This is a genomic window from Synechococcus sp. CCY 0621 (genome assembly GCF_019038465.1).
Classification (GTDB): domain Bacteria; phylum Cyanobacteriota; class Cyanobacteriia; order PCC-6307; family Cyanobiaceae; genus Cyanobium.
The window spans coordinates 138,765-161,481 of record NZ_JAFKRH010000031.1; the positions used below are offsets into that span (position 1 = coordinate 138,765).

The 22,717-nt window shown below is 69.2% G+C and carries 25 protein-coding genes and 1 tRNA gene; 9 read left to right on the forward strand and 17 right to left on the reverse strand.

The genetic code is table 11. From position 1 onward, the window contains the following. Window positions 1–8: 8 nt before the first annotated feature. Window positions 9–371, reverse strand: a complete 363-nt coding sequence (locus tag KUG43_RS09955) for a hypothetical protein (RefSeq protein WP_353617995.1) — start codon at window positions 369–371, stop codon at window positions 9–11. Window positions 372–464: 93 nt separating this feature from the next. Between KUG43_RS09955 and purS the strand changes: the two genes are divergently transcribed. Together purS and purQ are read left to right on the forward strand one after the other, a co-directional pair. Beyond that, window positions 465–722 carry a phosphoribosylformylglycinamidine synthase subunit PurS gene (gene purS / locus KUG43_RS09960; protein ID WP_094584545.1) on the forward strand — a complete coding sequence of 86 codons (258 nt, stop codon included), beginning with the start codon at window positions 465–467 and terminating at the stop codon, window positions 720–722. Window positions 723–735: 13 nt separating this feature from the next. Further along, on the forward strand, window positions 736–1,389 hold the full coding sequence (gene purQ / locus KUG43_RS09965) for a phosphoribosylformylglycinamidine synthase subunit PurQ (RefSeq protein ID WP_216908605.1): 654 nt from the start codon (window positions 736–738) through the stop codon (window positions 1,387–1,389). 4 nt (window positions 1,390–1,393) lie between these two features. On the opposite strand, the gene KUG43_RS09970 is transcribed toward purQ, so the two are convergent. Beyond that, window positions 1,394–1,993 (reverse strand): peroxiredoxin, encoded by a 600-nt coding sequence (locus tag KUG43_RS09970; RefSeq protein ID WP_216908607.1) that lies wholly within the window; start codon window positions 1,991–1,993, stop codon window positions 1,394–1,396. Between the two features lie 91 nt (window positions 1,994–2,084). Between KUG43_RS09970 and KUG43_RS09975 the strand changes: the two genes are divergently transcribed. After that, a complete protein-coding gene (locus tag KUG43_RS09975) occupies window positions 2,085–2,432 on the forward strand; it encodes a hypothetical protein (protein WP_216908609.1) in 348 nt (115 codons plus the stop codon). A 45-nt stretch (window positions 2,433–2,477) separates the two neighbouring features. On the opposite strand, the gene KUG43_RS09980 is transcribed toward KUG43_RS09975, so the two are convergent. The 6 genes from KUG43_RS09980 to psb32 all read right to left on the reverse strand — a co-directional run bounded on the left by KUG43_RS09980 (window position 2,478) and on the right by psb32 (window position 6,694). Continuing rightward, window positions 2,478–2,551 (reverse strand) — tRNA-Met (locus KUG43_RS09980). A 45-nt stretch (window positions 2,552–2,596) separates the two neighbouring features. Then, window positions 2,597–3,559, reverse strand: coding sequence for a LysM peptidoglycan-binding domain-containing M23 family metallopeptidase (locus KUG43_RS09985; RefSeq protein ID WP_353617996.1), 963 nt, complete (start codon window positions 3,557–3,559; stop codon window positions 2,597–2,599). Window positions 3,560–3,755: 196 nt separating this feature from the next. Further along, window positions 3,756–4,250: a tRNA (cytidine(34)-2'-O)-methyltransferase gene (locus KUG43_RS09990; RefSeq protein ID WP_216908613.1), complete on the reverse strand. Its 495-nt coding sequence runs from the start codon at window positions 4,248–4,250 to the stop codon at window positions 3,756–3,758. Window positions 4,251–4,262: 12 nt separating this feature from the next. After that, window positions 4,263–4,835, reverse strand: a complete 573-nt coding sequence (gene cobU, locus KUG43_RS09995) for a bifunctional adenosylcobinamide kinase/adenosylcobinamide-phosphate guanylyltransferase (RefSeq protein ID WP_353617997.1) — start codon at window positions 4,833–4,835, stop codon at window positions 4,263–4,265. Beyond that, window positions 4,825–5,970: a proton extrusion protein PcxA gene (gene pxcA, locus KUG43_RS10000; protein WP_216908615.1), complete on the reverse strand. Its 1,146-nt coding sequence runs from the start codon at window positions 5,968–5,970 to the stop codon at window positions 4,825–4,827. The genes cobU and pxcA overlap by 11 nt, the downstream gene beginning before the upstream one ends. Before the next feature lie 22 nt (window positions 5,971–5,992). Next, window positions 5,993–6,694: a photosystem II repair protein Psb32 gene (psb32, locus tag KUG43_RS10005; RefSeq protein ID WP_286194613.1), complete on the reverse strand. Its 702-nt coding sequence runs from the start codon at window positions 6,692–6,694 to the stop codon at window positions 5,993–5,995. A gap of 77 nt (window positions 6,695–6,771) precedes the next feature. Here psb32 and KUG43_RS10010 point away from each other — a divergent pair, with 77 nt between their 5' ends. After that, window positions 6,772–7,455, forward strand: a complete 684-nt coding sequence (locus KUG43_RS10010) for a cofactor assembly of complex C subunit B (RefSeq protein WP_286194614.1) — start codon at window positions 6,772–6,774, stop codon at window positions 7,453–7,455. On the opposite strand, the gene lptC is transcribed toward KUG43_RS10010, so the two are convergent. After that, entirely contained in the window at window positions 7,373–8,503 is a 1,131-nt protein-coding gene (gene lptC, locus KUG43_RS10015; RefSeq protein ID WP_216908619.1) for an LPS export ABC transporter periplasmic protein LptC, read from the reverse strand. The two genes, KUG43_RS10010 and lptC, sit on opposite strands and share 83 nt — an antisense overlap. After that, window positions 8,500–10,050, reverse strand: coding sequence for a methionine--tRNA ligase (gene metG / locus KUG43_RS10020; RefSeq protein WP_216908621.1), 1,551 nt, complete (start codon window positions 10,048–10,050; stop codon window positions 8,500–8,502). Before metG ends, lptC begins: the two co-directional genes overlap by 4 nt. Before the next feature lie 155 nt (window positions 10,051–10,205). Here metG and KUG43_RS10025 point away from each other — a divergent pair, with 155 nt between their 5' ends. From KUG43_RS10025 to KUG43_RS10035, 3 genes are read left to right on the forward strand one after another with little or no spacing between them, the layout of a single operon-like run. After that, window positions 10,206–12,068, forward strand: coding sequence for an FAD-dependent oxidoreductase (locus tag KUG43_RS10025; protein ID WP_216908623.1), 1,863 nt, complete (start codon window positions 10,206–10,208; stop codon window positions 12,066–12,068). Further along, entirely contained in the window at window positions 12,065–12,640 is a 576-nt protein-coding gene (locus KUG43_RS10030; protein WP_216908625.1) for a hypothetical protein, read from the forward strand. Before KUG43_RS10025 ends, KUG43_RS10030 begins: the two co-directional genes overlap by 4 nt. Window positions 12,641–12,677: 37 nt before the next feature. After that, window positions 12,678–12,992 carry a hypothetical protein gene (locus tag KUG43_RS10035; RefSeq protein ID WP_216908627.1) on the forward strand — a complete coding sequence of 105 codons (315 nt, stop codon included), beginning with the start codon at window positions 12,678–12,680 and terminating at the stop codon, window positions 12,990–12,992. Window positions 12,993–14,064: 1,072 nt separating this feature from the next. Here KUG43_RS10035 and KUG43_RS10040 read toward each other — a convergent pair. The 3 genes from KUG43_RS10040 to KUG43_RS10050 form a co-directional block, all read right to left on the reverse strand. Further along, on the reverse strand, window positions 14,065–14,472 hold the full coding sequence (locus KUG43_RS10040; RefSeq protein ID WP_216908629.1) for a hypothetical protein: 408 nt from the start codon (window positions 14,470–14,472) through the stop codon (window positions 14,065–14,067). A gap of 94 nt (window positions 14,473–14,566) precedes the next feature. Then, window positions 14,567–15,055, reverse strand: coding sequence for a GNAT family N-acetyltransferase (locus tag KUG43_RS10045; protein ID WP_286194615.1), 489 nt, complete (start codon window positions 15,053–15,055; stop codon window positions 14,567–14,569). Further along, on the reverse strand, window positions 15,042–15,323 hold the full coding sequence (locus KUG43_RS10050) for a type II toxin-antitoxin system TacA family antitoxin (RefSeq protein ID WP_216908631.1): 282 nt from the start codon (window positions 15,321–15,323) through the stop codon (window positions 15,042–15,044). Before KUG43_RS10050 ends, KUG43_RS10045 begins: the two co-directional genes overlap by 14 nt. Before the next feature lie 86 nt (window positions 15,324–15,409). Between KUG43_RS10050 and KUG43_RS10055 the strand changes: the two genes are divergently transcribed. Further along, window positions 15,410–16,177, forward strand: a complete 768-nt coding sequence (locus tag KUG43_RS10055) for an HpsJ family protein (RefSeq protein WP_216908633.1) — start codon at window positions 15,410–15,412, stop codon at window positions 16,175–16,177. A gap of 5 nt (window positions 16,178–16,182) precedes the next feature. On the opposite strand, the gene KUG43_RS10060 is transcribed toward KUG43_RS10055, so the two are convergent. The 3 genes from KUG43_RS10060 to rpmG all read right to left on the reverse strand — a co-directional run bounded on the left by KUG43_RS10060 (window position 16,183) and on the right by rpmG (window position 18,729). Next, window positions 16,183–18,222, reverse strand: coding sequence for a ribonuclease catalytic domain-containing protein (locus tag KUG43_RS10060; protein WP_216908635.1), 2,040 nt, complete (start codon window positions 18,220–18,222; stop codon window positions 16,183–16,185). Window position 18,223: 1 nt separating this feature from the next. After that, the gene (rpsR, locus tag KUG43_RS10065) at window positions 18,224–18,445 is read right to left on the reverse strand and encodes a 30S ribosomal protein S18 (RefSeq protein WP_006041316.1); all 222 of its coding nucleotides are present in this window, start codon (window positions 18,443–18,445) and stop codon (window positions 18,224–18,226) included. A gap of 89 nt (window positions 18,446–18,534) precedes the next feature. Next, window positions 18,535–18,729 carry a 50S ribosomal protein L33 gene (gene rpmG / locus KUG43_RS10070; RefSeq protein WP_015108195.1) on the reverse strand — a complete coding sequence of 65 codons (195 nt, stop codon included), beginning with the start codon at window positions 18,727–18,729 and terminating at the stop codon, window positions 18,535–18,537. 112 nt (window positions 18,730–18,841) lie between these two features. On the opposite strand from rpmG, the gene pheT reads away from it, so the two are divergent. Beyond that, on the forward strand, window positions 18,842–21,301 hold the full coding sequence (gene pheT, locus KUG43_RS10075) for a phenylalanine--tRNA ligase subunit beta (RefSeq protein ID WP_216908637.1): 2,460 nt from the start codon (window positions 18,842–18,844) through the stop codon (window positions 21,299–21,301). Here pheT and rlmD read toward each other — a convergent pair. Continuing rightward, a complete protein-coding gene (gene rlmD, locus KUG43_RS10080) occupies window positions 21,298–22,668 on the reverse strand; it encodes a 23S rRNA (uracil(1939)-C(5))-methyltransferase RlmD (RefSeq protein ID WP_216908639.1) in 1,371 nt (456 codons plus the stop codon). The two genes, pheT and rlmD, sit on opposite strands and share 4 nt — an antisense overlap. Window positions 22,669–22,717 lie beyond the last annotated feature (49 nt).

Below are 22,717 nucleotides of genomic sequence, written 5' to 3' on the forward strand. Positions count from 1 at the left end.
TGTCTGGGTCAGTCGAGGGGGATGTCCCCCCTGGCGCAGACCCCATCCCAGCAAAGGTCGGTGTTCTCCACCCAGCGGCTGTTGACCGGCTGCCAGTTTCCGGAGGGTTTGAGCATCGTCACCTTGCCCCGGCCGTCGTGGCGGAACTCGATGCGCTGCCCCCCCACCAGCAGGAACCAGTGCAGGCCCAACTCCTCCACCTGCATGTGGCAGTCCTGCCAGGGCCCATCCGCCAGGCGGCACTGCAACGACACCAGGCCCGGAATCGAATGGGCCTGCAGGGCGGCACAGGCCACGGTGAGACCCATCTGCCAGGCCAGCACGCGGGGGGCCAGCGGATCCAGCAGAAACCTCCGCAGGGAAGGCACCACGGCCAGTGGAACATGGGACCACCCCCAGGCTGGTCAATCGGGGAGTGGCTGGTGGGGCGTGCTGCCAAGATTTAACAAACGTCCGTGCCCCCGGTGCCGCTCTTCAACGCCCGCGTTCAGGTCTCCCTGCGCCCCTCCGTGCTGGATCCCGCCGGGGAAGCCACCCGGGCCGCCGCCGCCCGGCTCGGGGTGGAGGGCGTCAAACGGCTGCGGATCGGCAAAGCGATCGAACTGGATCTGGAGGCTCCGGACCGGGCCACGGCCCAGGCCCGACTCGAACTCCTCAGCGACCGTCTGCTGGCCAATCCGGTGATCGAGGACTGGTCACTGGATCTGGCCGAAGCCGGTTGAGGGGAACGGATCGATGACCGTCGGCATTGTTGTGTTTCCCGGCTCCAACTGCGACCGGGATGTGGCCTGGGCCCTGGAGGGCTGTCTCGACATCCCCGTGCGCTTCCTCTGGCACGAGGAGCGGGACCTTTCCGGCCTCGAGGCCGTCGTGCTGCCGGGGGGCTTCAGCTACGGCGACTACCTGCGCTGTGGAGCCATCGCCCGCTTCGCCCCGGTGCTGGAGGAAGTGCGCACGTTCGCCGAGCGCGGCGGGCCGGTGCTCGGCATCTGCAACGGCTTCCAGGTGCTCACGGAGATGGGTCTGCTGCCCGGAGCCCTCACCCGCAACCGGGACCTTCACTTCCTCTGCCAGAGCAGCGAGCTGGAGGTGCGGCCCGGTGCCTGCCGCTGGCTGGCTGCCTACGGCGCCGGCGAGCGGATCAGCCTGCCGATCGCCCATGGAGAAGGCCGCTACCAGGTGGAGCCGGAGGAACTGCAACGCCTTGAAGACCAGGGGTCTGTCGTGCTGCGGTACGTGGCCAACCCGAATGGTTCCCGGGGGGATGTGGCGGGTCTGACGGACCCGACGGGCCGTGTGCTCGGACTGATGCCCCATCCGGAGCGGGCCTGCGACCCGATCACCGGCGGCCTCGATGGCCGCCGCCTGCTGGCCTCGCTGCTCGGCTGAGCGCTCAGTCCAGGGCGGAAAAGAAGTCCCGACTGCCCCGGGGATCGGCCGCCAGGGTCCGGCCGCCCGGCGTCCAGCCGGCGGGACAGACCTGGCCCGGATGGTTCCGCACCCACTGGAAGGCCTGCAGCAGCCTGAGGGTTTCATCCACACTGCGGCCGACGGCGGGGTCGTTGACGGTGCTGTGGCGGATCACGCCGTCGGGATCAATCAGGAACAGCCCCCTCAGGGCCGTACCGGCCTCTTCATCCAGCACCTGGTAAGCCCTGGCGATCTCCTTGTTGAGGTCGGAGATCAGGGGGTAGGCCACATCGCCGAGGCCACCGCTCTTGCGCTCGGTCTGCACCCAGGCCAGATGGCTGTAGGGACTGTCGACGGAGACGGCCAGGATGTCGGTGGCGAGGCGGGCGAATTCAGCGTGCCGGTCGCTGAAGGCGGTGATTTCGGTGGGACAGACGAAGGTGAAATTGAGCGGGTAGAAGAACAGCACCACATGCCGGCCGCGGTAGTCACGCAGTGACAGTTCTCGGAACTCCTGATCCACCACGGCCGTGGCGCGAAAGTCGGGGGCCTGAAGGCCGACGAGCCTGCCAGTGCTGGTCATCGTGGCGCCGTCCTTGGGAGGGGATCAGCCCCCATGCTGCCCCCACCGAGCCTGGCCCTACGATGGTTGTCAAGTAAGCGATGAATCCGCGATGGGTTGGGATCCAGCCGTTCTACGCAAATACAACACCACCGGTCATTTCCGGCTGATCAATCAGCTGCGCTCCGAACTCAAAGGCAACCCCCTGATCCGCCCCAAGGATGGTGAGACGGTCGGTGCCGCCAACCGCAGCAAGAGTCTCACCCGGGCCCTGCAGAACCGTTCCCAGGCCGGAGGTTATGGGCGCAGCCGCCGCCCGATTCAGACCCCCCAGGCCGCAGCCCCTGCCCCCCTGCCCGTGATCACTCCGGTGCAGGTTCCTGTTGACAGTGCAGAAAGTCAGGAGGCGGCCAATGCCCGCAGCTTCCGTGAACGCCTCAACGCCATCGAAATGCGCTGAGCGGCACCAAGCCTTCAGGTCGATTGATCAGAACGACATCCACAATGGCTCGGGGGAGACTTGAACTCCCGACCTTGGGGTTATGAATCCCACGCTCTAACCAGCTGAGCTACCGAGCCAATCGAAGGGATCCTAGACGATCACCTTCACAGCCCCGAGCCGGATCAGGCCCGGGGAGGCAGGATCTGCAGGGGGTTGATGGCGCCGCGGCCGGGGGGGTGAATCTCGAAGTGCAGGTGGGGGCCCGTGCTGCGGCCGGTGCTGCCCATCTGGCTGATCACCTGGCCCTGGGTCACGGCCTCGCCCTTGCTCACGAGCAGTCGGCTGTTGTGGGCATACAGGCTGCGGCTGCCATCCGGGTGGGCGATCTCCACGAGGTAGCCGTAGCCGCCCTCATGCCAGCCGGCGAAGGAGACCTGACCCTCCTTGGCGGCCATGATCGGTGTACCAACGTTGTTGGCCACGTCGATGCCTTTGTGCATCCGGCCCCATCGCCAGCCGAAGCCGGAGGTGAACACCCCCTTGGTGGGCCAGATCCAGGTGGTGGCAGGGGAGTTGTTGCCGCCATTGAACGGGGGCTGGGGATCTCCAAAGTCCGGGATGTCGGGCCAGCTGATGCCGCCACTTGTCGAGGGCTTGAGGCCCAGCAGCATGCGGGTCCGGCCCGGAGCCGACTGGACGAGTCGCACCTGGCTGCCCACCACGAGCCTGGCGGTTTCCAGACCTGGATTCAGCCGAACCAGCTCGGCCACGCTGAGGCCGTAGCGCTGGGCCAGCTTCAGCACCGTGTCGCCAAAGCGCACCACGCCGTCGTTTTCCACCGGCGGAGGGGTGGAAACAGGTGGGGACTGGCGCTGGATGGAGGAATCGAGGGAGGCAATGCGTCCGAGGCGCTCCTTGCCCCGGGAGGGGACCACAAGCCAGTCGCCGTTGCCAAAGCGATGGTCTTCATCCACATCGTTCAGACGGGCCAGGCGGCTCTCATCAAGGTCGAGGGCGGTGGAGAGCTCCTCGATGGAGACAGGCCGGCGCACCTTGACCCAGACCCGATCAGCGGATGTGGGCAGGGACGCCAACAGAGTTTCGGTGGACACCGTGTTGGGGGTGTCGTCTGCAAGGGCAGCCACGAGCGGCACGACGGCCGGTGCGGAAAGGAGAAAGGGAAGAATCAAGCGGAAAGGCTTCATGCATTTCACATCCATCGGACAAAACCCAGCAGAGAAGCCAACATCTGCGGGTCGGCCAGACAGTAGCGCTATGAACCTCCTGCAGCAAGGTTCATCAGGCACAACTCGGTCCGAACACCAGCAGCCATCCGTTCCGCTAGCCCTGTTCGCCGCTCCCGGCCGGGCCGAGCTGGCGCAGGGCCTCGAACAGCACGATGCCAACGGACACCGAGAGATTGAGGCTGCGGACCCCCCCCTCGCCGGGGCGGGCCCGGCGGGCCATGGGAATGGTGAGGCGCGCCTCGGCCGACGCCTGCAGGGCGTTCGGTAATCCGTCCGTCTCGCGCCCGAACAGCAGCCAGTCGTCGCTGCGGAAGCGGAAATCCGTGTAGGCCGCCTCCACCTGGCTGCTGAGGGCCACCAGGCGGCCGCCCCGCCGCTGCCGTTCTGCCTGGAAGCAGGCCAGGTCGGCGTGGCGCTGCAGCGACACCCATGGCCAGTAGTCCAGGCCGGCCCGGCGCAGGTGGCGGTCGCTGATCGTGAATCCCAGGGGCTCAATCAGATGCAGTTCCGAGCCGGTGGCGGCGCAGGTGCGCGCCACGTTGCCGGTGTTCGGCGGAATCTGCGGTTGGTAGAGAACGACGCGGGGCATGCGGGGTGGCCCTCAGTGGTCGGGAGGCACAGGCTGGCTGAGAGCCAGCAGATCGATGGCACGGCCCTGCAGAACGAGCCAGACGGCTTCGCTTTGACCCTGGAGCTGCTGCTGCATCGTCCCCAGCCGATCACGGAAGCGGGACCCAACGGCCGTGGCCGGCACCACGCCCCAGCCCGTTTCCTCGCAGACGACCACCAGGGGCGCCCGGCAGCGGCGGATGGCCGTGATCAGCTCGTTGCAGCGGAAGGCCCAGGCCTCGGGCTCCAGATCCAGATGGGCCGCCACCCAGGTGCCGAGGGAATCGACCAGAGCCAGCTGGGCTGGTTCCAGGTCGGCGAGGGCGGCGGCGAGAGCACCACCCACCTCACGGCAGCCCCACTGGGGCGGGCGCCGCTGGCGATGGAGCTGCAGCCGCGCCTGCCAGGACGGGTCGTCGGGCAGGGATGGTCCGGTGGCGAGGTAGACCACCGCCAGGCCGCTCTGAGCGGCCAGATGTTCGGCCCAGCGGCTTTTGCCTCCCCGCGAGGGCCCGCTGACGAGGGTGAGGTGAGGGTGGCTGGGCTCCAGCGATTCAGCCGCCACCGTTCATGTTGCGCAGGGTGGCCACGGAGGACGGCGAGACGCGGTTGAGGTACCGGAAGATCCAGTACTTGAAGATCGTGGCCAGCACCACCGGGAACGTGGCGATGAACAGCATCACGAAATTCTCCCGGGCTGGTAATCCAAGATGGTCGGCAATCCCACCGAGGAGCACCGTCCAGCCCTCCGGGCTGTGGAATCCCACGAAGATGTCGGTGAACAGGATGATGGCGAAGGCCTTGGCACTGTCGCTCAAGCCATACACCAGTTCATCGATGAAGCCCCGCAGCACCTGAATATCGCGCCGGCCGGCGATGGCGACGGCCACAAAGCCGATGAAGCCACAGACATCCGCCAGGACATTCTTGATGGCATGGGTGCTTTCCTGATCGGCCTCCTCCTTGAGGACATGGGCCCGTTTGGCCAGCTCCGTCTGGAGCTCCTCGCGGCTGGGCAGGGGCTTGCCCTCCAGCAGTGCATCAAACTCGATCTCTGCCTGGTAGACGCGCAGCTTCTCGACGGCCCTCTCCTCCAGGTGGGGCCTGGGGTAGGTGAGGAAGGCGTTGTCGGGGGCGAAACGATCCACCAATGGCGACACCACGTAAGTGCGGCTCACCTGTTGCACCAGCACCGGCACCAGGATCAGCAGCAGCAGGATGCGCAGCGACACCAGGGTGGAGTCGCGGCGGCGGCGGAAGCCCGCCACCACACTCGCCTCCGCTTCCGGATCCAGTTGGCGGCGCACCGTGTCGACCACGCTCACCAGGCTGCGGGGGAGCATCTCCGGCGAGCGACTCAGGGCCGGCAGCTCCTCCCTGGCCACGGCGTAACGGCCGGTGACCGTGTCGATCAGCTGGAACTGGCGCAGTTCCTGTCCGGAGAGTTCCTGGCGGTAGGGGGCCAGCACCGTCCTGGCCTGACGGCAGACCTGCAGGGCTGCACGAAAGCGGCGCAGCACCTGGGCCTGCATGGCCCGCGGAATGCTCAGCTCCAGTTCCGGACGCACCGGGCGGTCGTTGTAGTGCTCCATCTCGATGCTCTGGATGAGCAGGGCGGCTTCGTAGCCGCGCTCGAGATCGGCGCTCAGGTCAAGCGTCCGGGCCCTCCCGAAGGTGCCCATCCAGTCAGTCAGTCCCATGGGGAGGAAAGGCGCGCGGGGATCAACGGGAGAAGACCCACCAGGTGAGCATCGGCACCACGGTTCCCACCACCAGCAGCACGATCACCCAGGTGAAGGCATTGCTGCTGGAGGTTTCCTCACGGGTGGGGATGTTGCTGACGACGGCGGCGGTCTCCTCGATGACGGGTTCCCCCGGATCTTCACCGCCCTGGAGAACGGTGGCAAGCCGTTGCAGGGCATCGACGGCGGCCTGGCGGTAGCGCTCTCCACTGCGCAGCGGCTGGGCCATGGTGGTGGCGGCGGTGCTCTCCAGCAGTTCGCTCGGCAGCTGCCGGTCGAGGGGGGCCTGGGCGGCAATCGCCGTGGCCCTGGTCTGGGTGTCGATCAGCAGCAGCAGCAGGGGATCCGGGCTGCTGCCGGCCGCGGGATCGGCCGACCAACGCTCCAGCAGCTGGTTGGCCAGGCTGTCGAGACCCAGGCCGTAATCGAGCCGGGTGAGGGTGATCAGCCGGGCATCGACCCGTTCAGCGGAGAAGGCCTCCAGTTGGTGCTCGATTTCGGCCGTGCCGGCCCGGCTGAGCACCTTGGCGCCGTCGAGCACATGCTCGGCCGGAGGGCGCAGGGGCAGGTCGGCGGCGGAGACGGCCAGGGCAGCGGCAACGGGAGCGGCCAGCACCAGGGCCAGGGCCAGCACCAGGGAGAGCAGGGACCGGCGCAGATGGGTCACTGAAGCCAAGGCCATCGTGCAAGACGCCACCAGTCTGCCGTTGCCGCTGCGTTCCGGCATCCTGAAAGAACTTTCGGTACCCGAACTCCACGATGGCGATGCCCGCCGCCGCCCGCGTCGTCCTGGCCTGTGGTCTGACGGGACTGGGCCTGGTGGTGCTCAACCAGATGACGGCCCCCAGCCTCGATCCTTCCCTGGAGCGGGCCTCGGTGCTGGGCAGCATCCTGTCGGTGCTGCTGCTGCTGGTGGCCCTGCTGTGGCAACGGGTGGAGCCCGTTGCTCCGGAGCGGGTGCCCCTGCAGGGGCGTGAGGGACTGCAGCTGGCGCCGGATCTGGACGCTCCCCTGGCCGAAGAGCTGGGCTGGGGCAGCACGATGCTCCTGACCGCCACGCCGGCGGCGGTGGTGCTGCTCCACTGGCGCGGCCGCGTCCTGCTGGAGAGGGGTCTGCTGGGCAGCGGTGCGTTCCAGCCGGGGGCGATCTGCCGGCGCTGCACGGCCACCGGCAAGGCGATCTCCCTGGTGGACCTGAAGCTCTATCCGGGTCGGGAGGAGTTTGCCGCCCTGCCCACCGGTCTGCCGGCCGTGCTGGTCCAACCCCTGGGACAGGAGGGGGTGCTGGTGCTGGGCGGCTGGTCTCCACGCTGTTTCAGCCGCAGCGATCTGATCTGGGTGGACGGCTGGGCCCGGCGCCTCACAGGCGAATTGGCTCGGGTTTCGGCCGGGGAGGAGCCGGCCGGGGAGGTGTCTTCGACGGCGGCACCTGGAACTGGCTGAACACCCGACCGCCTGGAGCGGTGACAACGACAGAACCCTTCTCCCCCAGCTGGCCCCGCAGCAGGCGACCCCGGGTGAGCTGGCGACTGGCGGGCCGTTGCAACAACACCGAGCCATCGGCGGCGACCGCCTGGGTCTGCCAGTTCCAGGAACAGCTCCGGGCCTCGAGGCTGGCGCCGCCCTGCTGGATGAAGCAGCCGGCCGGAATCCGCACCATGTGCTGGGCCGCATCCACCTGCATGGCCTTGCCCCGGGCGCTGGCGCCACCAGACACCGCTGGATCGCTGAACAGCACCGGTGGCCCCAGGTTGAACAGCTGCTTCTGGGTGTTGCCGTTCAGGGAGGTGGCCGTGAGGGTCTGGAGGGGGGCGCCGGCGGGCGACCCCGGCGGCCGCCGCTCCCCCAGAACAGGCCCGCGGGCGTTGAGGGCGCCGCTGCCGGGTTGCCACAGCACCGAGGCCACCGTCACCACGATCTGGGGAGCGCCGACGGGATTGGCCAGGAAGGGATCGAAGGCCTGGGCCCAGCGCTGCAGACGCGGTTTCCCCTGCAGCTCCAGGGTGTCCTTGTCGAGGCGGAAGGTGGCCCGTTCGGCGGTCAGCCGCGTGTTGGGATCGAAGCCCTCGGGGTGCCGGTCGATCTCCATCAGGTTGCGGCTGGGGATCCAGCGCACCCGGGAGCCCTGGATCATCACCGGCTCCTTCCCGAGCCGCTGCAGCCGGATCCGACCCTCCAGCAGGATCACGGCCCCGTCGTTGATCACCGTTCCGGTGGAGGCCTCCACCCGGTAGGCGGGTTTGCCGTTGCTGTAGATCACGCCGCGGGGCTGCAGGGCCCGGGCCACCCGTCGCCGCAGGTCATAGCGGGCCTCCGGACTGGTCAGCTCCCAGTTGGGACGCCCAAGCACGTCCTGCTGACGCAGATCCAGGGAGCGGAACACGAAAGGGGTGGGGGCCGTCTCGCGGGCCACCTCACCGCCACCGCAGCCCGTGAGCAACAGCAGCGGGGCCGCCAGGAGCCAGGGTCGGGTCAGGAGGGGAGGGGTCAAAGGGGGGAATCCAGTTCCAGACGGTGCAGCACCGGCGTCGGCTCGGGCAGGGGATCGCCGCAGGCCAGCTTCCCCCAGTGTCGGGCCGCCGTCCAGCCGCTGTCGCCCACCAGTTCCGGCTGGGCCAACTGGCCCAGCATCCGCCCGGAGAGATCGGGCAGCAGGGGGGCCAGCAGCACGGCCACCCAGCGGCTGGTTTCCAGAACGGCGTAGAGATCGGCGGCCACTCCGCCCCGGCCCTCTTCGCTCTTGATCGCCTTCCAGGGAGCCCGGTCGTTGAGGAAGCCGTTGGCGGCCTCGGCCAGCTCCAGGATCGCCACGGCGGCGGAGCGGAAATCAAGGGCCTCAAGGGCAGCATCAACGGCCTCGGCACAGGCCGTGCAGCGCAGGGCCAGCGGATGGTCGGCAGCGCTGGCATCACCGGCCGGCGGCACGGCCCCGTCAAACCAGCGCCGCGCCATCGAGGAGGTGCGGTTGAGCAGGTTGCCGATCGTGTTGGCCAGATCGTTGTTGACCAGATCGCTGAAGCGCTGCTGCTGGAAATCGCCGTCGTCACCGAAGGGGATGTCCCGCAGCAGGTACCAGCGCACCGCATCGGCGCCACAGCGCTCCAGCAGCACGTCGGGATCGAGCACGTTGCCGAGCGACTTGCCCATCTTCTGGCCCTCCCGGGTGAGGAAGCCATGGCCGAAGACTTTTTCCGGCAACGGCAGACCGGCCGACAGCAGCATCGCCGGCCAGTAGACGGCGTGGAACCGCAGGATGTCCTTGCCGATGACGTGCAGCTGGGCGGGCCAGCCGCGCTGAGCCAGCAGCTCCAGGTCGGCGGGGTCGTCGGGCTCCAGCAGGGCCGAGAGGTAGCCCAGCAGGGCGTCGAACCACACATAAAAGGTATGGCCGTCGTAGCCGGGCACCGGAATGCCCCAGGGCAGATCGAGCCGGGAGATGGAGAAGTCGCGGAGGCCGCCGGCGACGAAGTTCTCCACCTCCCGGCGCCGGGAGCGCGGCGCGATGAAGCCCTCGCTGGCCACCAGCTTCTCGATCTGTTGCTGGTAGCGGGAGAGGCGGAAGAAGAGGTTGAGCTCGTCGCGCCACTCCAGGGGGCGCAGATGAATGGAGCAGTGGGGCTCGGTGGCCGAAGGGGATTCCTCCTTGAACTCTTCGCAGGCCACGCAGTACCAGCCCTGCTGGCGCCCTTCGATCACATCGCCGCTGGCCTCGACCCGGGCGAAGAACTGCTCCACGATCGCCCGGTGGCGCGGGTCGGTGGTGCGGATGAAGCGGTCGTTGCTGATGCCCCAGCGCCGCCACAGGTCGCGGTACTCGCCGCTGATGGCGTCGCAGTGGGCCTGGGGGGTGAGGCCGGCGGCTTCGGCCGAGCGCTGGATCTTGAGGCCGTGCTCGTCGCAGCCGGTGATGAACGTGACCCGCTCGCCCTGCAGTCGCCGGAAGCGGGCGATGCTGTCGCAGGCGAGGGTGGTGTAGGTGCTGCCCAGGTGGGCGCGGTCGTTGACGTAATAGAGCGGGGTGGTGAGGGTATAGGTCATCGGCAGGCGACGTCGGCCGGATCCGCCGGCGGTAGGAAGATTCCCCGTGACACCGCTGGGACCTGGCCCGGGGCTCGGATCCTAGCCGTGGCCCCCACTGAGGCTCCACTGAGGCCCCGGGATGGGATGCTGGCCCCCTGATCCCGGCCTGACCGATGCGCACGGGTTTCGATCGCAAGGCAGAGGTGCTCGTCTGGGGCGGCGGCAGCGGTGGTGTGGCCGCCGCCCTGCAGGCCGCCCGCTCCGGCGCCGACACCCTGCTGCTCACCCCCGGGCCCTGGCTCGGCGGCATGGTGAGCGCCGCCGGCGTCTGCGCCCCCGATGGCAACGAGCTGAGCCCCTGGCAGAGCGGTCTGTGGGGGGCCCTGCTGCGGGCCCTGCAATGGATCGAGCCGGAGGGGCTGGATCAGAACTGGGTCAGCTGCTTCGGTTACCGCCCCTCCAGCGCCGAGCGCATCCTGCGCCGCTGGGTGGCCGCCGAGGAACGGCTGGCGTGGTGGTCCGGCGTGCGGCTGGAGGCGGTGGAGCGCGACGGCGACCGCATCGGCGCCGTGACCGTGGAGCACCGGGGCGCTTTGCGGCGCCTGCTGCCCACGGTGGTGATCGATGGCAGCGACCGGGGCGAGCTCTATCCCCTGGCTGGGGCCCCCTTCCGCTTCGGCTGGGAGGCCAAGGAGCTCTGGCAGGAACCCAGCGCCCCCTCAGCCGAGCGCCTCGGGCGCGATCCCTTCTTCCAGCGGCAGCCGGTCCAGTCGCCCACCTGGGTGTGCCTGGGCCAACTGGATGAACGGGGCGGAACGGCGGCCCCCGAGGCCGAGGCCTGGCGTCGCAGCCCCCCCCACCTGCCGGAGCCCTTCGCGGCGGCCACTGAGTCCTTCGGCCTGGAGCGCACCCTCACCTACGGCCGCCTGCCCGGGGGCCTGGTGATGCTGAACTGGCCCCTGCAGGGCAACGACTGGCACCACGGCCTGGAGCGGGCCTTCGCCGAGCAGGTCGCCGGCGGGGGCGCGGATGCCGACGCGGCCGAAGCGGAGCTGCTGGCCGCCATGCGCGACCACAGCGAGGCTTTCGCCGCCGCCCTGCGCCAGGCCAGCGGCGGCTGGCTGGGGCCGGCGGCGGTGTTTCCCACACCTGAAGAAGCCGCCGCCGGCCGACTCAGCGGCTCTGGCTCCCTGGCCCTGATGCCCTACTGGCGCGAGGGTCGCCGGCTGGTGGCCCGGGAGCTGGTGCTGGAGCAGCACCTGTTGCCTCAGGGGGAGGGTGCCTGCATCGCCCCGCTCCGCTGCGATGCCGATAGCGCCTTGAGCAGCATTGCGGTGGGCAATTACGCCAACGACCACCACTACCCCGGCGGCGACTGGCCCCTGGCCCCCAAGAGCTGCCGCTGGGGCGGCCGCTGGAGCGGCACCCCGTTCACGATTCCCTACGGCGCCCTGGTGAGTGCGGGGGTGACCAACCTGCTGGCGGCCGACAAGGGCTTTGGCGTCAGCCACATGGCGAATGGGGCCACCCGGCTGCAGCCCCTGGTGCTCAACATCGGCCAGGCCGCAGGTCTGGCGGCGGCCCTGTGCGTGCAAGGCGGTCTGGAGCCGGCCGCCCTGCCGGTGCGGCGTCTGCAGGAGGCCCTGATCCGGGATCCGCTGGCCCCGGCCGGTGTGGTGCCGTTGTGGGACACCCCCTGGCACCACCCCCTGTGGCGAGAACGCCAGCTTCAGGCGCTGGAGACGCCGGAGCGGATCGATCGCCACGGGCAGCTTGAGGCAGACGAGCAGCTCGCGGCGCCGGCGGGGTGGGCGCCTCCCCCGGAGCCCGGCGAACGCCTCTGGCGGGGCGAGCTGGTGCCCGACGGCGAGGGCGGTTACGTGCTCCATGGCGAGGCGGGGGTCTGGCCGCTGATCACCCTGGAGCCGGCCCTGCACCACTGGCTGCTGGGCCTCGATCGCCCCACCCCAGCAGCCCTGATCGGCTGCCTCAATCCCTGGGGCCCCTGGCTGCGGGTGTCGCGCGCCGTGACGTGAAGGCACTGCTCAGCGCGGCAGCCATCGCCCTCACCTTCGCGGCCTTCTTCCCCTACATCGGCTCGATTCGGGCCGGCCGCACCCGCCCCCATGTGTTCTCCTGGCTGATCTGGGGCGTGACCACCCTGCTGGTGTTCCTGGCGACGTGGGCCGGCGGCGGCGGGGTCGGGGCCTGGCCCACCGGCGTGTCGGCCCTGATCACCTTCCTCATCGCCTGGCTGGCCCACGCCCATGGCGCCGACCGGGAGATCACAGCAAGCGACTGGCTGTTCCTGCTGGGGGCCAGCTCGGCCCTGCCCTTCTGGTTCCTCACGGCCGATCCCTTGTGGGCGGTGGTGATCCTCACCCTGGTGGATCTGCTGGGCTTCGGCCCCACCCTGCGGCGCGCCTATGCCCACCCCGAGCAGGAACGGGTTGGCTTCTACAGCCTGTTCGTGCTCCGCAATCTGCTGGTGCTTCTGTCCCTGGAGCGCCTGACGCTCACCACGGCCCTGTTCCCGGCGGCGGTGGGCCTGGCCTGCATGGGGCTGGTGGCGCTGCTGCTCTGGCGGCGGCGCTGCCTGCTGGCCTGAGGTCGGCGAGGATGACTTTGATCAGCGTCGTTGCCCGATGGTTTCCGCCAACCCTGGATCCGCCCTCCGGCCCGTGCCCGTGCTGTTCTCCCTGGCGGTTTCGGCGCTGCTGCTGGCCGGCCTGCCCGCCCGGGCCCAGGGCCTCAACAACATGCGCGACCAGCTGATCATCCATTACTGCACCCTGGCGGTGAACGCCGATTTCACCAAGGCAGGCAAGACGGTGCCGGCCGGTCTGGCCAAGGACACCTGCACCTGCGTCGCCCAACAGGTGAACGCCCGGGCGACGATCCCCCAGGCCGAAACCATCTGCAAGCAACAGGCGATGGGCAAGTACAACCTCAGTCTCTGAGATGGGGGTCAGCGTTTTCGAGGCCCGCGAGAGCTTCAAGGCCGTGCTGGATCGCGTCGAGACCACCCAATGGAAACGGTTGACCTGCTGCGCTCGCCCGCCAATGCGTTTGTCCAGTCGGATTGACCCTGAACACCGTCTGGTGTTTTGCCTCGAGTCAAGGCTGCGGGGAGGAATCGCTTGCAGCCCCACCAACGTCCGTCACGGCCTCCACCGCCATGGCAAGGATCAAATAAGGGGGGCAACCAATGTGCCCATCGATACCGCCGAAGTGGCCAGTTGGCTTTTGGTGTAAGTTGGGCGAGTAAGGATGAATTTTCTTTGAAACCAGCTGCCCTCAGAGCTTGTATTGCTGCCGCCCTTGCTGTTTCCACGGCCTCCTTGTTGGCTCCACAGGCAGCATCAGCTCTCGACTTCAACTTCTCTTTTGCAGGTGTGTCGGGCCTTATAGAGAACCTTGCTGAGGGTCCAAACACCTGCGATGCAACTTCATCTTGCGTTGTGAAGGTGACTAACAACGGAGGGACCGGCGCTGCCACCGGCACCTACCTCTCGCAGCTCGGATTTCAATTTAACGTTCAAGGTGGGGAGTTGGTTAGCTGGATTGGGAACGGCACGGCGGATGGGTGGCCGGCACCGGGTGGGTCACGCCTAGACCTTGGGGGCCCATCTAGTTTGGCTTTCGGGGTGTGTTCTGACCCGAGGGACTGTCCCTCGACTGTTTCCGGTCCCGTGACGTTTTCGCCAGCGTCGTCTGTCCCAGGCCCCCTGCCCCTCTTCGGTGCTGCCGCCGCCTTCGGCTTCAGCCGCAAGCTGAGGAACCGCATCAAAGTTACCAGAACCACTGCGCCCACTCGCCCAGCGGACTGAGCGATACCTGGCACCTTCAGCCCTCCTTTGGTCCCCTCTGCCGCGCTGCAAGGGGACCATTGATTTGTTGGCACGCCGGCACTACGCCACAGCTGCTAGAACAGCTTGTTGCCGCCAATTCCGGATCTCACCAGCACCGATTTCCCCATCGCAGCCCCCCTTCTTTGCTCCTCCCTCTGCAGCCACTTGTGGCCCCGCTGATCTAAGCCCAGCTGCTTGCCCTGGCCCCATTGGCCCTTCGGAACGTCTCCGCCAGCCGTTGCCATTCTTCCGGCAGCGGCAGATCCGGCCCACCGCCACCCCACGGCAGCCTGCTACCCCAGCCAGATTTGCGGGCCGGCTTGGCCCGTGGCCGGTAGTGCCGGCAGTAGTGCGCATAGCGTCTGGCACATCCCTCCAGCGTCGGCGCCAGCTGCAGGAAGGCCGGGTGCCATTCGCTCAACCCATCCCCCGCCAGCCCCTCGTAGTGCCCGTAGTTGCTGTAAGGGTCATGGAAGCCCTTGCGCACCCCGGCCGCCTTCGGGTTGGCGTGGATGTAGCGCAGCGTGGCCAGCAGCGCCCCGTGAGCCGGTTCAGCACCATCGCCGAGGGTCCAGCCGATCCACGGCATGATCCGCGGCAGGTCCCTCCCCTGCTGGCGGTGCAGCAGCCATCGAGGAGCTGCCTGGTGCTGCGGCCCAAGGTTTCCAACATCCACAATCAACTCAGGCCTCCACCTTTTCGCCCAGTTGCAGCAGCAGCGTCAGGGCGCTGATCGGTGAGGGGCGGAACCCCATGGAGCGGTAGAACGCCGCCGCCTGTTCATCCATCGCGTGCACTAGCAGGGCTCTGGCCCCGATCAGTTGGCGGGCCTGGAGGCTGCGGCTGATGGCTTCGGCAACCAATGCATGGCCGAGACCCCGACCCTGATGGCGCCGGTCGACGGCCAGCCGCCCCAGAACCACCACGGGCAAAGGGTCCGGCGCGTTGCGCCGCAAACCACCAGGCACCTCGGCGAGCACGACCGCGCCAGCAGAGAGGCAGACGTAGGCGATCACCTCATCGCTTGGCTCAGGGCACACCACCAGCGTGCGTGAGACCCCTTGCCGTTCGTTGTGCCGAGCTCGCTGCCTCAGCCAACGGTTCAGGCTTTCTTCCCCGCAATCGAAGCCATCCAGCTGGTGCTGGTCCCCCAGTGGCTCAGGGGGCCGCATGCCAGGGCCGGGGTGCCGCGAGGAGGCGGTCGAGACTGGCCTGATCCCGCTCGGCCAGGGCAGGGTCCTGCAGGTCGTTAAGCAGGGCCTCGCTCTGCTGTGGTGTGAGCGAAAAGAGGGTGCGATCGAGCAGCACCTCGCGGGCGCGCTCCTGGCAGCAGCGCAGCATGAATTCGGTGCGGCTGGTGCCTTCGGCGGCAGCGGCTTGATCGATCAATTGCCTCTGTTCAGCCGTCGCTCGCAGCTGCAGCACCTGGTCCCTTCCCATCCGCCTGCCTGTGTGTAGGGACATTGTATGGCGCCTGGGCATGGACTTCAGACTGGCGCCATCCCACCTGCTCCCTCTGCAGTTCCGTGACCAGCAGCCCCACCCCAGCGATCAGCCCCAACCCGACCCTCGCCCGGCTGCTGGCACCCCTCTCGATCGTTCTGCTGGTGGTGTTCCTGGCCGCCGTGCTCACCACCGCCCTGCCGCCCAGGCTCCTGGATCCCCAGTGGCAGCTTCAGGCCATCGCCGTTCTGGTCAACAGCGCCTCCCTGGCCCTGATCGGTGCCCTGCTGCTTCCGCTGGCGGTGTGGGTCGACGCCGACAACCAGCGCCTGCGGGCGCGCCGCAACGCCTGCCGTCGCTGGGCCCTGGCCGCCGCGATCGGCTTCCTGCTGTTGATCCCCCTGCAGGGCTATGCCGGCTGGAGGGCGTACAGCACCATCACGGGCAGCCGGCAGCAGCAGATCAGCCAGTCGACCCAGAGGCTCGATGATCTGCGCCAGACCATCCGTTCCGCCACCAGCCACCAGGAGCTGCAGGCCGGCGTGCAGAAGCTCTTCGGCCCTAACGCCGGCCTTTCGCCCGCCGAACTGGGCACCCCCATGAGCGAACTGCGCAACATGCTGCTGGCCCGGGCCGAGCAGGCCTCCCGGCAGCTGATGCAGCAGGTCGAGGCGCAGGCGGCGATCAAGCCCGATCAGCTGCTGAAGGAAACCCTCCGCATCGCCATCTCAGCGCTGGCCTATGCCGTCGGCTTCGCGTTCCTGGCGGGCGTGCTGCCGCGGGGCTCCGGTGCCGCAGCCCCGCCGCGCCGGGGTGTGGACGAGGACTACTTCAGGCAACTGGCTGAGTAACCCGCCTAGCCCGCGGCCGTGAAGCGCAGCAGGTCCCGCAGGGAATCCACCTGCTGCAGACGCACCAGCAGGGCGTCGCCGGGTCCGGGATCGCCATGGCATTCGGCGGCCAGATCCATGGCCAGATCCGGCAGGTGCACCAGGCCGAGCCGGTCCTGGGGCCGCAGCCAGCGCAGAAACAGCCCCGGCCACTGGTGCTGCTCCTGGGCCTCGAACCACACCTGCTGCCAGTGACGCTGGTCCTCCCGGGCGATCTGCAGGCCCTGGCGGATGGCCCCCTCCAGCTCGCTCAGCAGCACCCCCAGCTCCGCCTCCTCCAGCACCGGCTGCCCCTGCTGGTGGGCCAGCAGCTGGCGCTGCACCAGCAGATCGTTGTAGCGGCGGATCGGTGAGGTGGCCTGCACGTAGCAGGGCAGGCCCAGGGAGAAGTGGGGGGCCGGACTGGTGCCGAGCAGGCCCCGGCTGAGGCAGCGCTTGATGGCCGCATGGCGCACGGGCCCGGCCGGCAGGCCCTGCAGCTCCGCCTCAGGCGGCAGCTCCGCCGCCAGCTGGCTGCGGTACGGCAAGGCCAGGCCCTGCTCCTGCCCGTGGCTGGCGATCACTGCACCGGCCAGGATCATGGCCTCGGCCACCATCGTCCGTGACGGCGAGGGTTCGGTGATCTCCAGTTGGGGCCCCTGGTCGTCGCAGCGGATCCGGCCCTCGGGCTGATCCAGGTTGAGCGCCCCCCGGGCCAGCCGCCAGCGTCGCCGCCGCTCCATCAGGGCGTGGATCTCCTCGAGGTAGCGCTCCTGGGGCGGGGCCAGCTCGATCAGCTCATCGGCATCGGCATAACTGAGCCGATAAGCGGGTTGCACCCAGCTGGGCTCGAGCCCGTAGCCAGCCACCGTTCCGTCGCCCGTCAGCTCCACCCAAAGACTCAGGGCCGCACTGCGCTGGCCCATGCGCAGGCTTAACGGGCCAGTGCTGAGCACCTCGGGGAACATCGGCAGCGGCCCCCGGGCCAGGTAGAGGCTGCTGGCCCGGCGCCGGGCTTCGGTGTCGAGGGGGCTGTCCGGCGCCACCAGCCGGCCGGGGTCGGCGATGTGGATCCACAGCCGCGGTGTGCCGTCGGCCCCGTGCTCCAGGGAGAGGCCGTCATCGATGTCGCGGGTGTCCTCGTCATCGATGGTGACGGTGTGCAGGCCGGTGAGGTCGCGGCGGCGTTCGTCACCGGGAAGCTCGCTGGCGGCCAGGTCCACCAGCCGGCGGGCCTCAGACTCCAGCTCCGCGGAGAAGCCGGCGGCCCAGGTGGTGTTCTCCAGCGAGGGCAGGTGGTGGCGCTCCCACTGGCCCAGATCCACCAACAGATGCCGGATCGGCGAGGCCTCCATCGGGCAGTGGGCCGCCTGCAGGGCGCGGTGCAGGTCGTCGGGAAGGGGGCGGCTGGTGTCCCCACCGGCCCACTCCCGTAGCAGGGCCAACTGTTGGCGCTGCTCAGGCTCGAGCTGCTGCGGGTCGATCGGCTGGCGCTGGCGCAGGGCGTCCTGCCACTGGCGCCGGCGCTGCTCGGCCAGGTGCTGGCGGCGGGCGTCCCGACGCAGCCGCCGGACATCCACCAAGGGACGGGCCTCCACCTGCTGCTGGCGCCAGCGAAACAAGGTCTGGGGGCTTTGCAGCCAGAGCCAGCAGGCGGCCCGCTGGATGGGGTCGCTTCCGTCGCCGATCAGATCGACGAAGTCCTCGAGAGCGAGCGGTACCGGATCCGCCACCAGCAACAGCCAGGCGGCAGCCAGCTCCCTGTGGCTGGGGGCGGCCTGCTGCAACGACTCCTGGCTCAGGCTCCAGGGTGGCTGGGACAGACGGGACGGAGGCGCTTGATCACCAGGCAGGGCAGCCAGCAGGTCGAGCTGACGCACCCCGCGCTGGACGGCTTTCGCCTCGAAACCGACCTTGAGATCCAGGCGCGTGCCTTTCTCGGCCGCCACAACGGCCAACAGACAACGGCTCTCGTCGTGCAGGCCGACGAGGTCGCCCGCCGTGAACCGACGCGAGGCGGGGGGCAACTCAGCCTTCGGGATTCACGAAGGGCAGCAGGGCCACGATGCGCGCCCGCTTGACGGCGTTGGTCAGATCGCGCTGCTGCTTGGCCGTCAGGCCGGTGAGCCGGCGGGGCAGGATCTTGCCGCGTTCGGTGATGAACTTCTTGAGCAGATCGACGTCCTTGTAGTCGATCGGATCACCGGGCTTGATCGGCGAGAGGCGCTTCTTGAAGAAGGAACTGGACATGGAAACGGAATGGGGGAACGAAGAGGGGGAACTGCCGCTGCAGGGTCCGGAGGATGGTCAGGAGAAAGGCTTCCGCGAGGAAAGCAGATTCACTTGATCTCCTTGTGGACGGTGGAGGCGTTGCAGTGCGGGCAGAACTTCTTCAGTTCAATCCGTTCGGTGGTGTTGCGGCGGTTCTTCTGGGTGGTGTAACGGGACACGCCAGGGGACCGCTTGGCGGGGTTGGACCGGCATTCGGTGCACTCGAGGGTGATCACCAGCCGGACGCCCTTGTTCTTGGCCATGGAAGGACGTTGCGCCGCGTATGCGTTGCAGGGAGACGATTCAGCACCATACCTCCCGGTGGGACAGGCTCTGATCGCTTCCTAAGCTGGATGGCTGCTGTGCAACGGTCCGATGCTGGTTTCGCTCCAATGGCTCCGGGAGCTGGTCAGCGTTGAACCGGCCTGCCTCGAGCCTGCGTACCTGGCGGAGCGCCTCTCGATCGCCGGCTTCGAAGTGGAAGGCATCGAAGATCTGGCGGCCCGGGCGGCCGGTGTGGTGGTGGGCCATGTGGTGCAGCGCGATCCCCACCCCAATGCCGACAAGCTCAGCGTCTGCAAAGTGGATGTGGGGGATGGTGAACCGCTTCAGATCGTCTGCGGCGCCCCGAATGTGCGCCAGGGCCTGCACGTTCCCGTGGCCCTGGTCGGCAGCACCCTGCCGGCGGTGGGGCTGACCATCAAACCGGCCGAACTGCGGGGGGTGGCCAGCAGCGGCATGATCTGCTCCCTGCGGGAGCTGGGCCTCGACGACGGCAGCGACGGCATCGCCGAGCTCGACAAGCTGTTGGCGGCCGTCCCCCCGCTGGGGACTCCCGTGGGTCCGCTGCTGGGCCTGGATGACCAAGTGCTCGAGCTGGCCATCACCGCCAACCGGCCCGATGGCCTGTCGATGCGGGGGATCGCCCGCGAGGTGGCGGCCCTCAGCGGCGGCAGCACCACCTTCCCGGCGGCGGCGCCCGTGGTGGCGGCCGAGCCCCTGGCCGCCGCGGCGGCCGACCGCCAGGCCATCGAGGCGGGAGGGCTGTTCAGCCTCACCGCCCTCAGGGGCCTGCGGGTGGGCCCGTCCCCGGACTGGCTGCGCCAGCGGCTGGAGCGGGCCGGTGTGCGCCCCATCAACAACGTGGTGGACATCACCAACCTGGTGATGCTGGAAACGGGACAGCCCCTGCACGCCTTCGACCGGGATCGCCTGGGGGCGCTCACGGGCGGCACGCCCGAGCCGGCCAGCATCGGCCTGCGCCAGGGACGCTGTGGTGAGGCCTTCGTGGCCCTCGATGGCCAGGAGCGCACCTTGAGCGAGGAGGCCCTGGTGGTCACCTGTGCGGGCCACCCCATCGCCCTGGCCGGGGTGATGGGGGGCCTGGGTGAGGCCGTCACCGATACGACCACCGCCATCTGGCTGGAGGCGGCGGTGTTCGCCCCCCAGGCCGTGCGCCGCTCCGCCCGCAGCGTCGGCCTGCGCACCGAGGCCTGCAGCCGCTTCGAGAAGGGAGTGCCGCCGGAGATCACCCTGGCCGCCGCCGACCGGGCCGTGGCCCTGCTTCAGGAGCTGACCGGAGCCCAGCTGGAAGGCCGCTGGCTGCATCAAAAAGAAGAGGCAGCGCAGCTGCCGCTGGGGCTGCGCCGCGACGCCCTCCACAACCTGCTCGGTCCGGTCCTGCTGCCGGATGGTGAGGAGCAGGATCTCGACGACGGGCGCATCAGCGCCACTCTGGAGGCCCTCGGCTGCGTGCTGGAGGAGGACGAGGACGGCTGGCAGGTGCGGGTGCCGCCGGAGCGGGCCATGGACCTCAAGCGCGAGGTGGACCTGATCGAGGAGGTGGCCCGGCTGGTGGGTTACGACCACTTCGCCGCCCACCTGCCCGATCCCCTGATTCCCGGGGGCCTCGAACCGGCCCAGCAGCTGGAGCGGCGCCTGCGCCGCGCCCTCTGCGCCGCCGGCCTGCAGGAGATTGTGTCTTTGTCGCTGGTGGCGGCGGCACCGGGGCGGGTTCCGCTGGCCAATCCGCTCCTGGCCGACTACGGCCACCTGCGCGACAACCTGCACCAGGAGTTGCTCCAGGCCGCCCGCCGCAACCTGCAGGCCTCCCTGCCAGGGTTCTGGGGCTTCGAAATCGGCCGCGTGTTCCCGGGTGGGGCAGCCAGCGGCGAGGAACGCCTTGCTGAGCGCACCCTGCTGGTGGGCGTGATCGCCGGGGAACGGCGAGGCGAACGCTGGCGCAGCTCCGGCAAGCCCACGCCCCCCGACTACTTCCAGGCCCGCGGCGTGCTCCAGGCCGGCCTTGAACCCCTGCGGCTGCCCCTGGAGGATCGTCCCCTGACCGACGCGCCTCTGCTGCACCCGGGCCGCGCCGCCCAGCTGGTGGTGGAAGGCAAGCCCGCGGGTTGGTTCGGCCAGCTCCACCCGGCTGAAGCCGACGCCCTCGACCTGCCTGCCGCCACCTTCGTCTTCCAGCTGGAGCTGGAGCCGTTGCTCAGCGCCGGCACCCGCCGCAACCGCTGGCAGCCGGCCTTCCGCCCCTTCGCCACGGTGCCGGCCTCCGAGCGCGACCTGGCCCTTGTCGTTCCCACTGACACCAGCGCCGCCTCCCTGCTGGCGGCGATCCGCAAGGCGGGCAAGCCGTTGCTGGAGCAGGCCGAACTGGTTGATCGCTACGAGGGCTCCCAGTTGGAGGCCGGCCGCTGCAGCCAGGCCTTCCGGCTGCGCTACCGCGACAGCGCCCGAACCCTCACCGACGAGGAGGTGGAGGCGGCCCATGGCCGGGTGCGTGAAGCCCTCGAGCGCCAGTTCGGTGCCGAGCAGCGCCGCTAGCGGCGTTCCAGGGCCGCCAGGGCCTCCACATGGCTGGTGTTGGGGAAGAAGTCGATGGGCTGCACCCAGTTCAGCCGGTAGACACCGGAAGCACACAGCTGGGCCAGGTCGCGGGCCAGGGCGGCCGGGTCACAGCTCACGTAGGCGATGCGTCTGGGGGGGGCCGCCAGGATCGCCGCCGTGGCGGCCGGGCTGAGGCCCTTGCGGGGTGGATCCAGCACCAGGGCCCGCATGCCCTGCAGCCGCTCCTCCAGCACCAGGGGCACGTCGGCCTGCTCAAACTGCGCCCGACTCTCCAGTTCATTGGCGGCGGCGTTGAGCCGGGCCATCGCCACGGCGCGGGGATGCAGCTCCAGGCCGGTGACATGCCAGCCGGCGGCGGCCAGGGGCAGGCTGTAGGTGCCGATGCCGCAGTAGGCATCCAGCAGGGACGCATCGCCCGGGCCGGGCCCGAGGGCTTCCATCAGATGGGGCACCAGCCGCTCGGCCTGGTGCGTGTTGACCTGGAAGAAGGTGTCAGCAGCGATGCGGAAGCGCAGGCCGGAGAAGGTTTCGTTCAGCCAGTCCCGGCCGCGGATCACCCGCGTCTCGTCCCCCATCAGCCGATTCGTCGGCCGGGGTTGGAGGTTGAGGCAAACGCCCACCAGTTCCGGCCATCGCTGCCGCCAGGCGTCGGCCAGGGCCTCGAGGCCGGGCAGGTCGTCATGGCTGCTGATCAGGGTGAGCAGCAGCTCGCCGGTGGCGGCCCCCACCCGCAGGCCCAGATGGCGCAGGCCAGGGCCGTCCGCGGCCTCGGGGTCACCGCCATGGCGATCGATCGGCCAGTCACTGGCTTCCAGATCGGCCTTGAGCGGCGCGATCATGGCGTCGATGCGGGGGTCGAGCACCGGACAGCGGGCCATGTTGACGATCCGATGCGAGCCGCGCCGGTAGTAGCCGGCCCGCAGGCTGCCGTCGCCGCTGCGCTCCAGGGGAATCAAGGCGCGGTTGCGGTAGCCCAGGGTGGGCTCGGCCGCCAGCAGGGACCGCACCGGCGCACTCAGGCCGCCGATGCGATGCAGGGTCTGCTCCAGGCTTCGCTGCTTCCACTGGGCTTCCGCGTCGTCTTTGAGGGGCTGCAGGCTGCAGCCACCGCAGTTATCGGCCAGGATGCAGGGGGGACGCCGGCGGTCCGGGGAGGGCGTGAGCACGCGCAGCAGCTGGCCCACCAGGTGGCGGCGGGCCACCACTTGCAGCCGCACCTCCACCGTGTCCCCGGGCAGAGCGCCGCTGACGAACACCACCTGGCCGTCGTGCCGTCCCACCCCCTGGCCGTCGTGGCCGAGATCGGTGATCTCCATCTGCAGCTTTTCGCCCACCGAGGCCATGTGCGATCCGCACCACTGCTGCGACCCTATCGGGGGTCGTGCAAAGGGG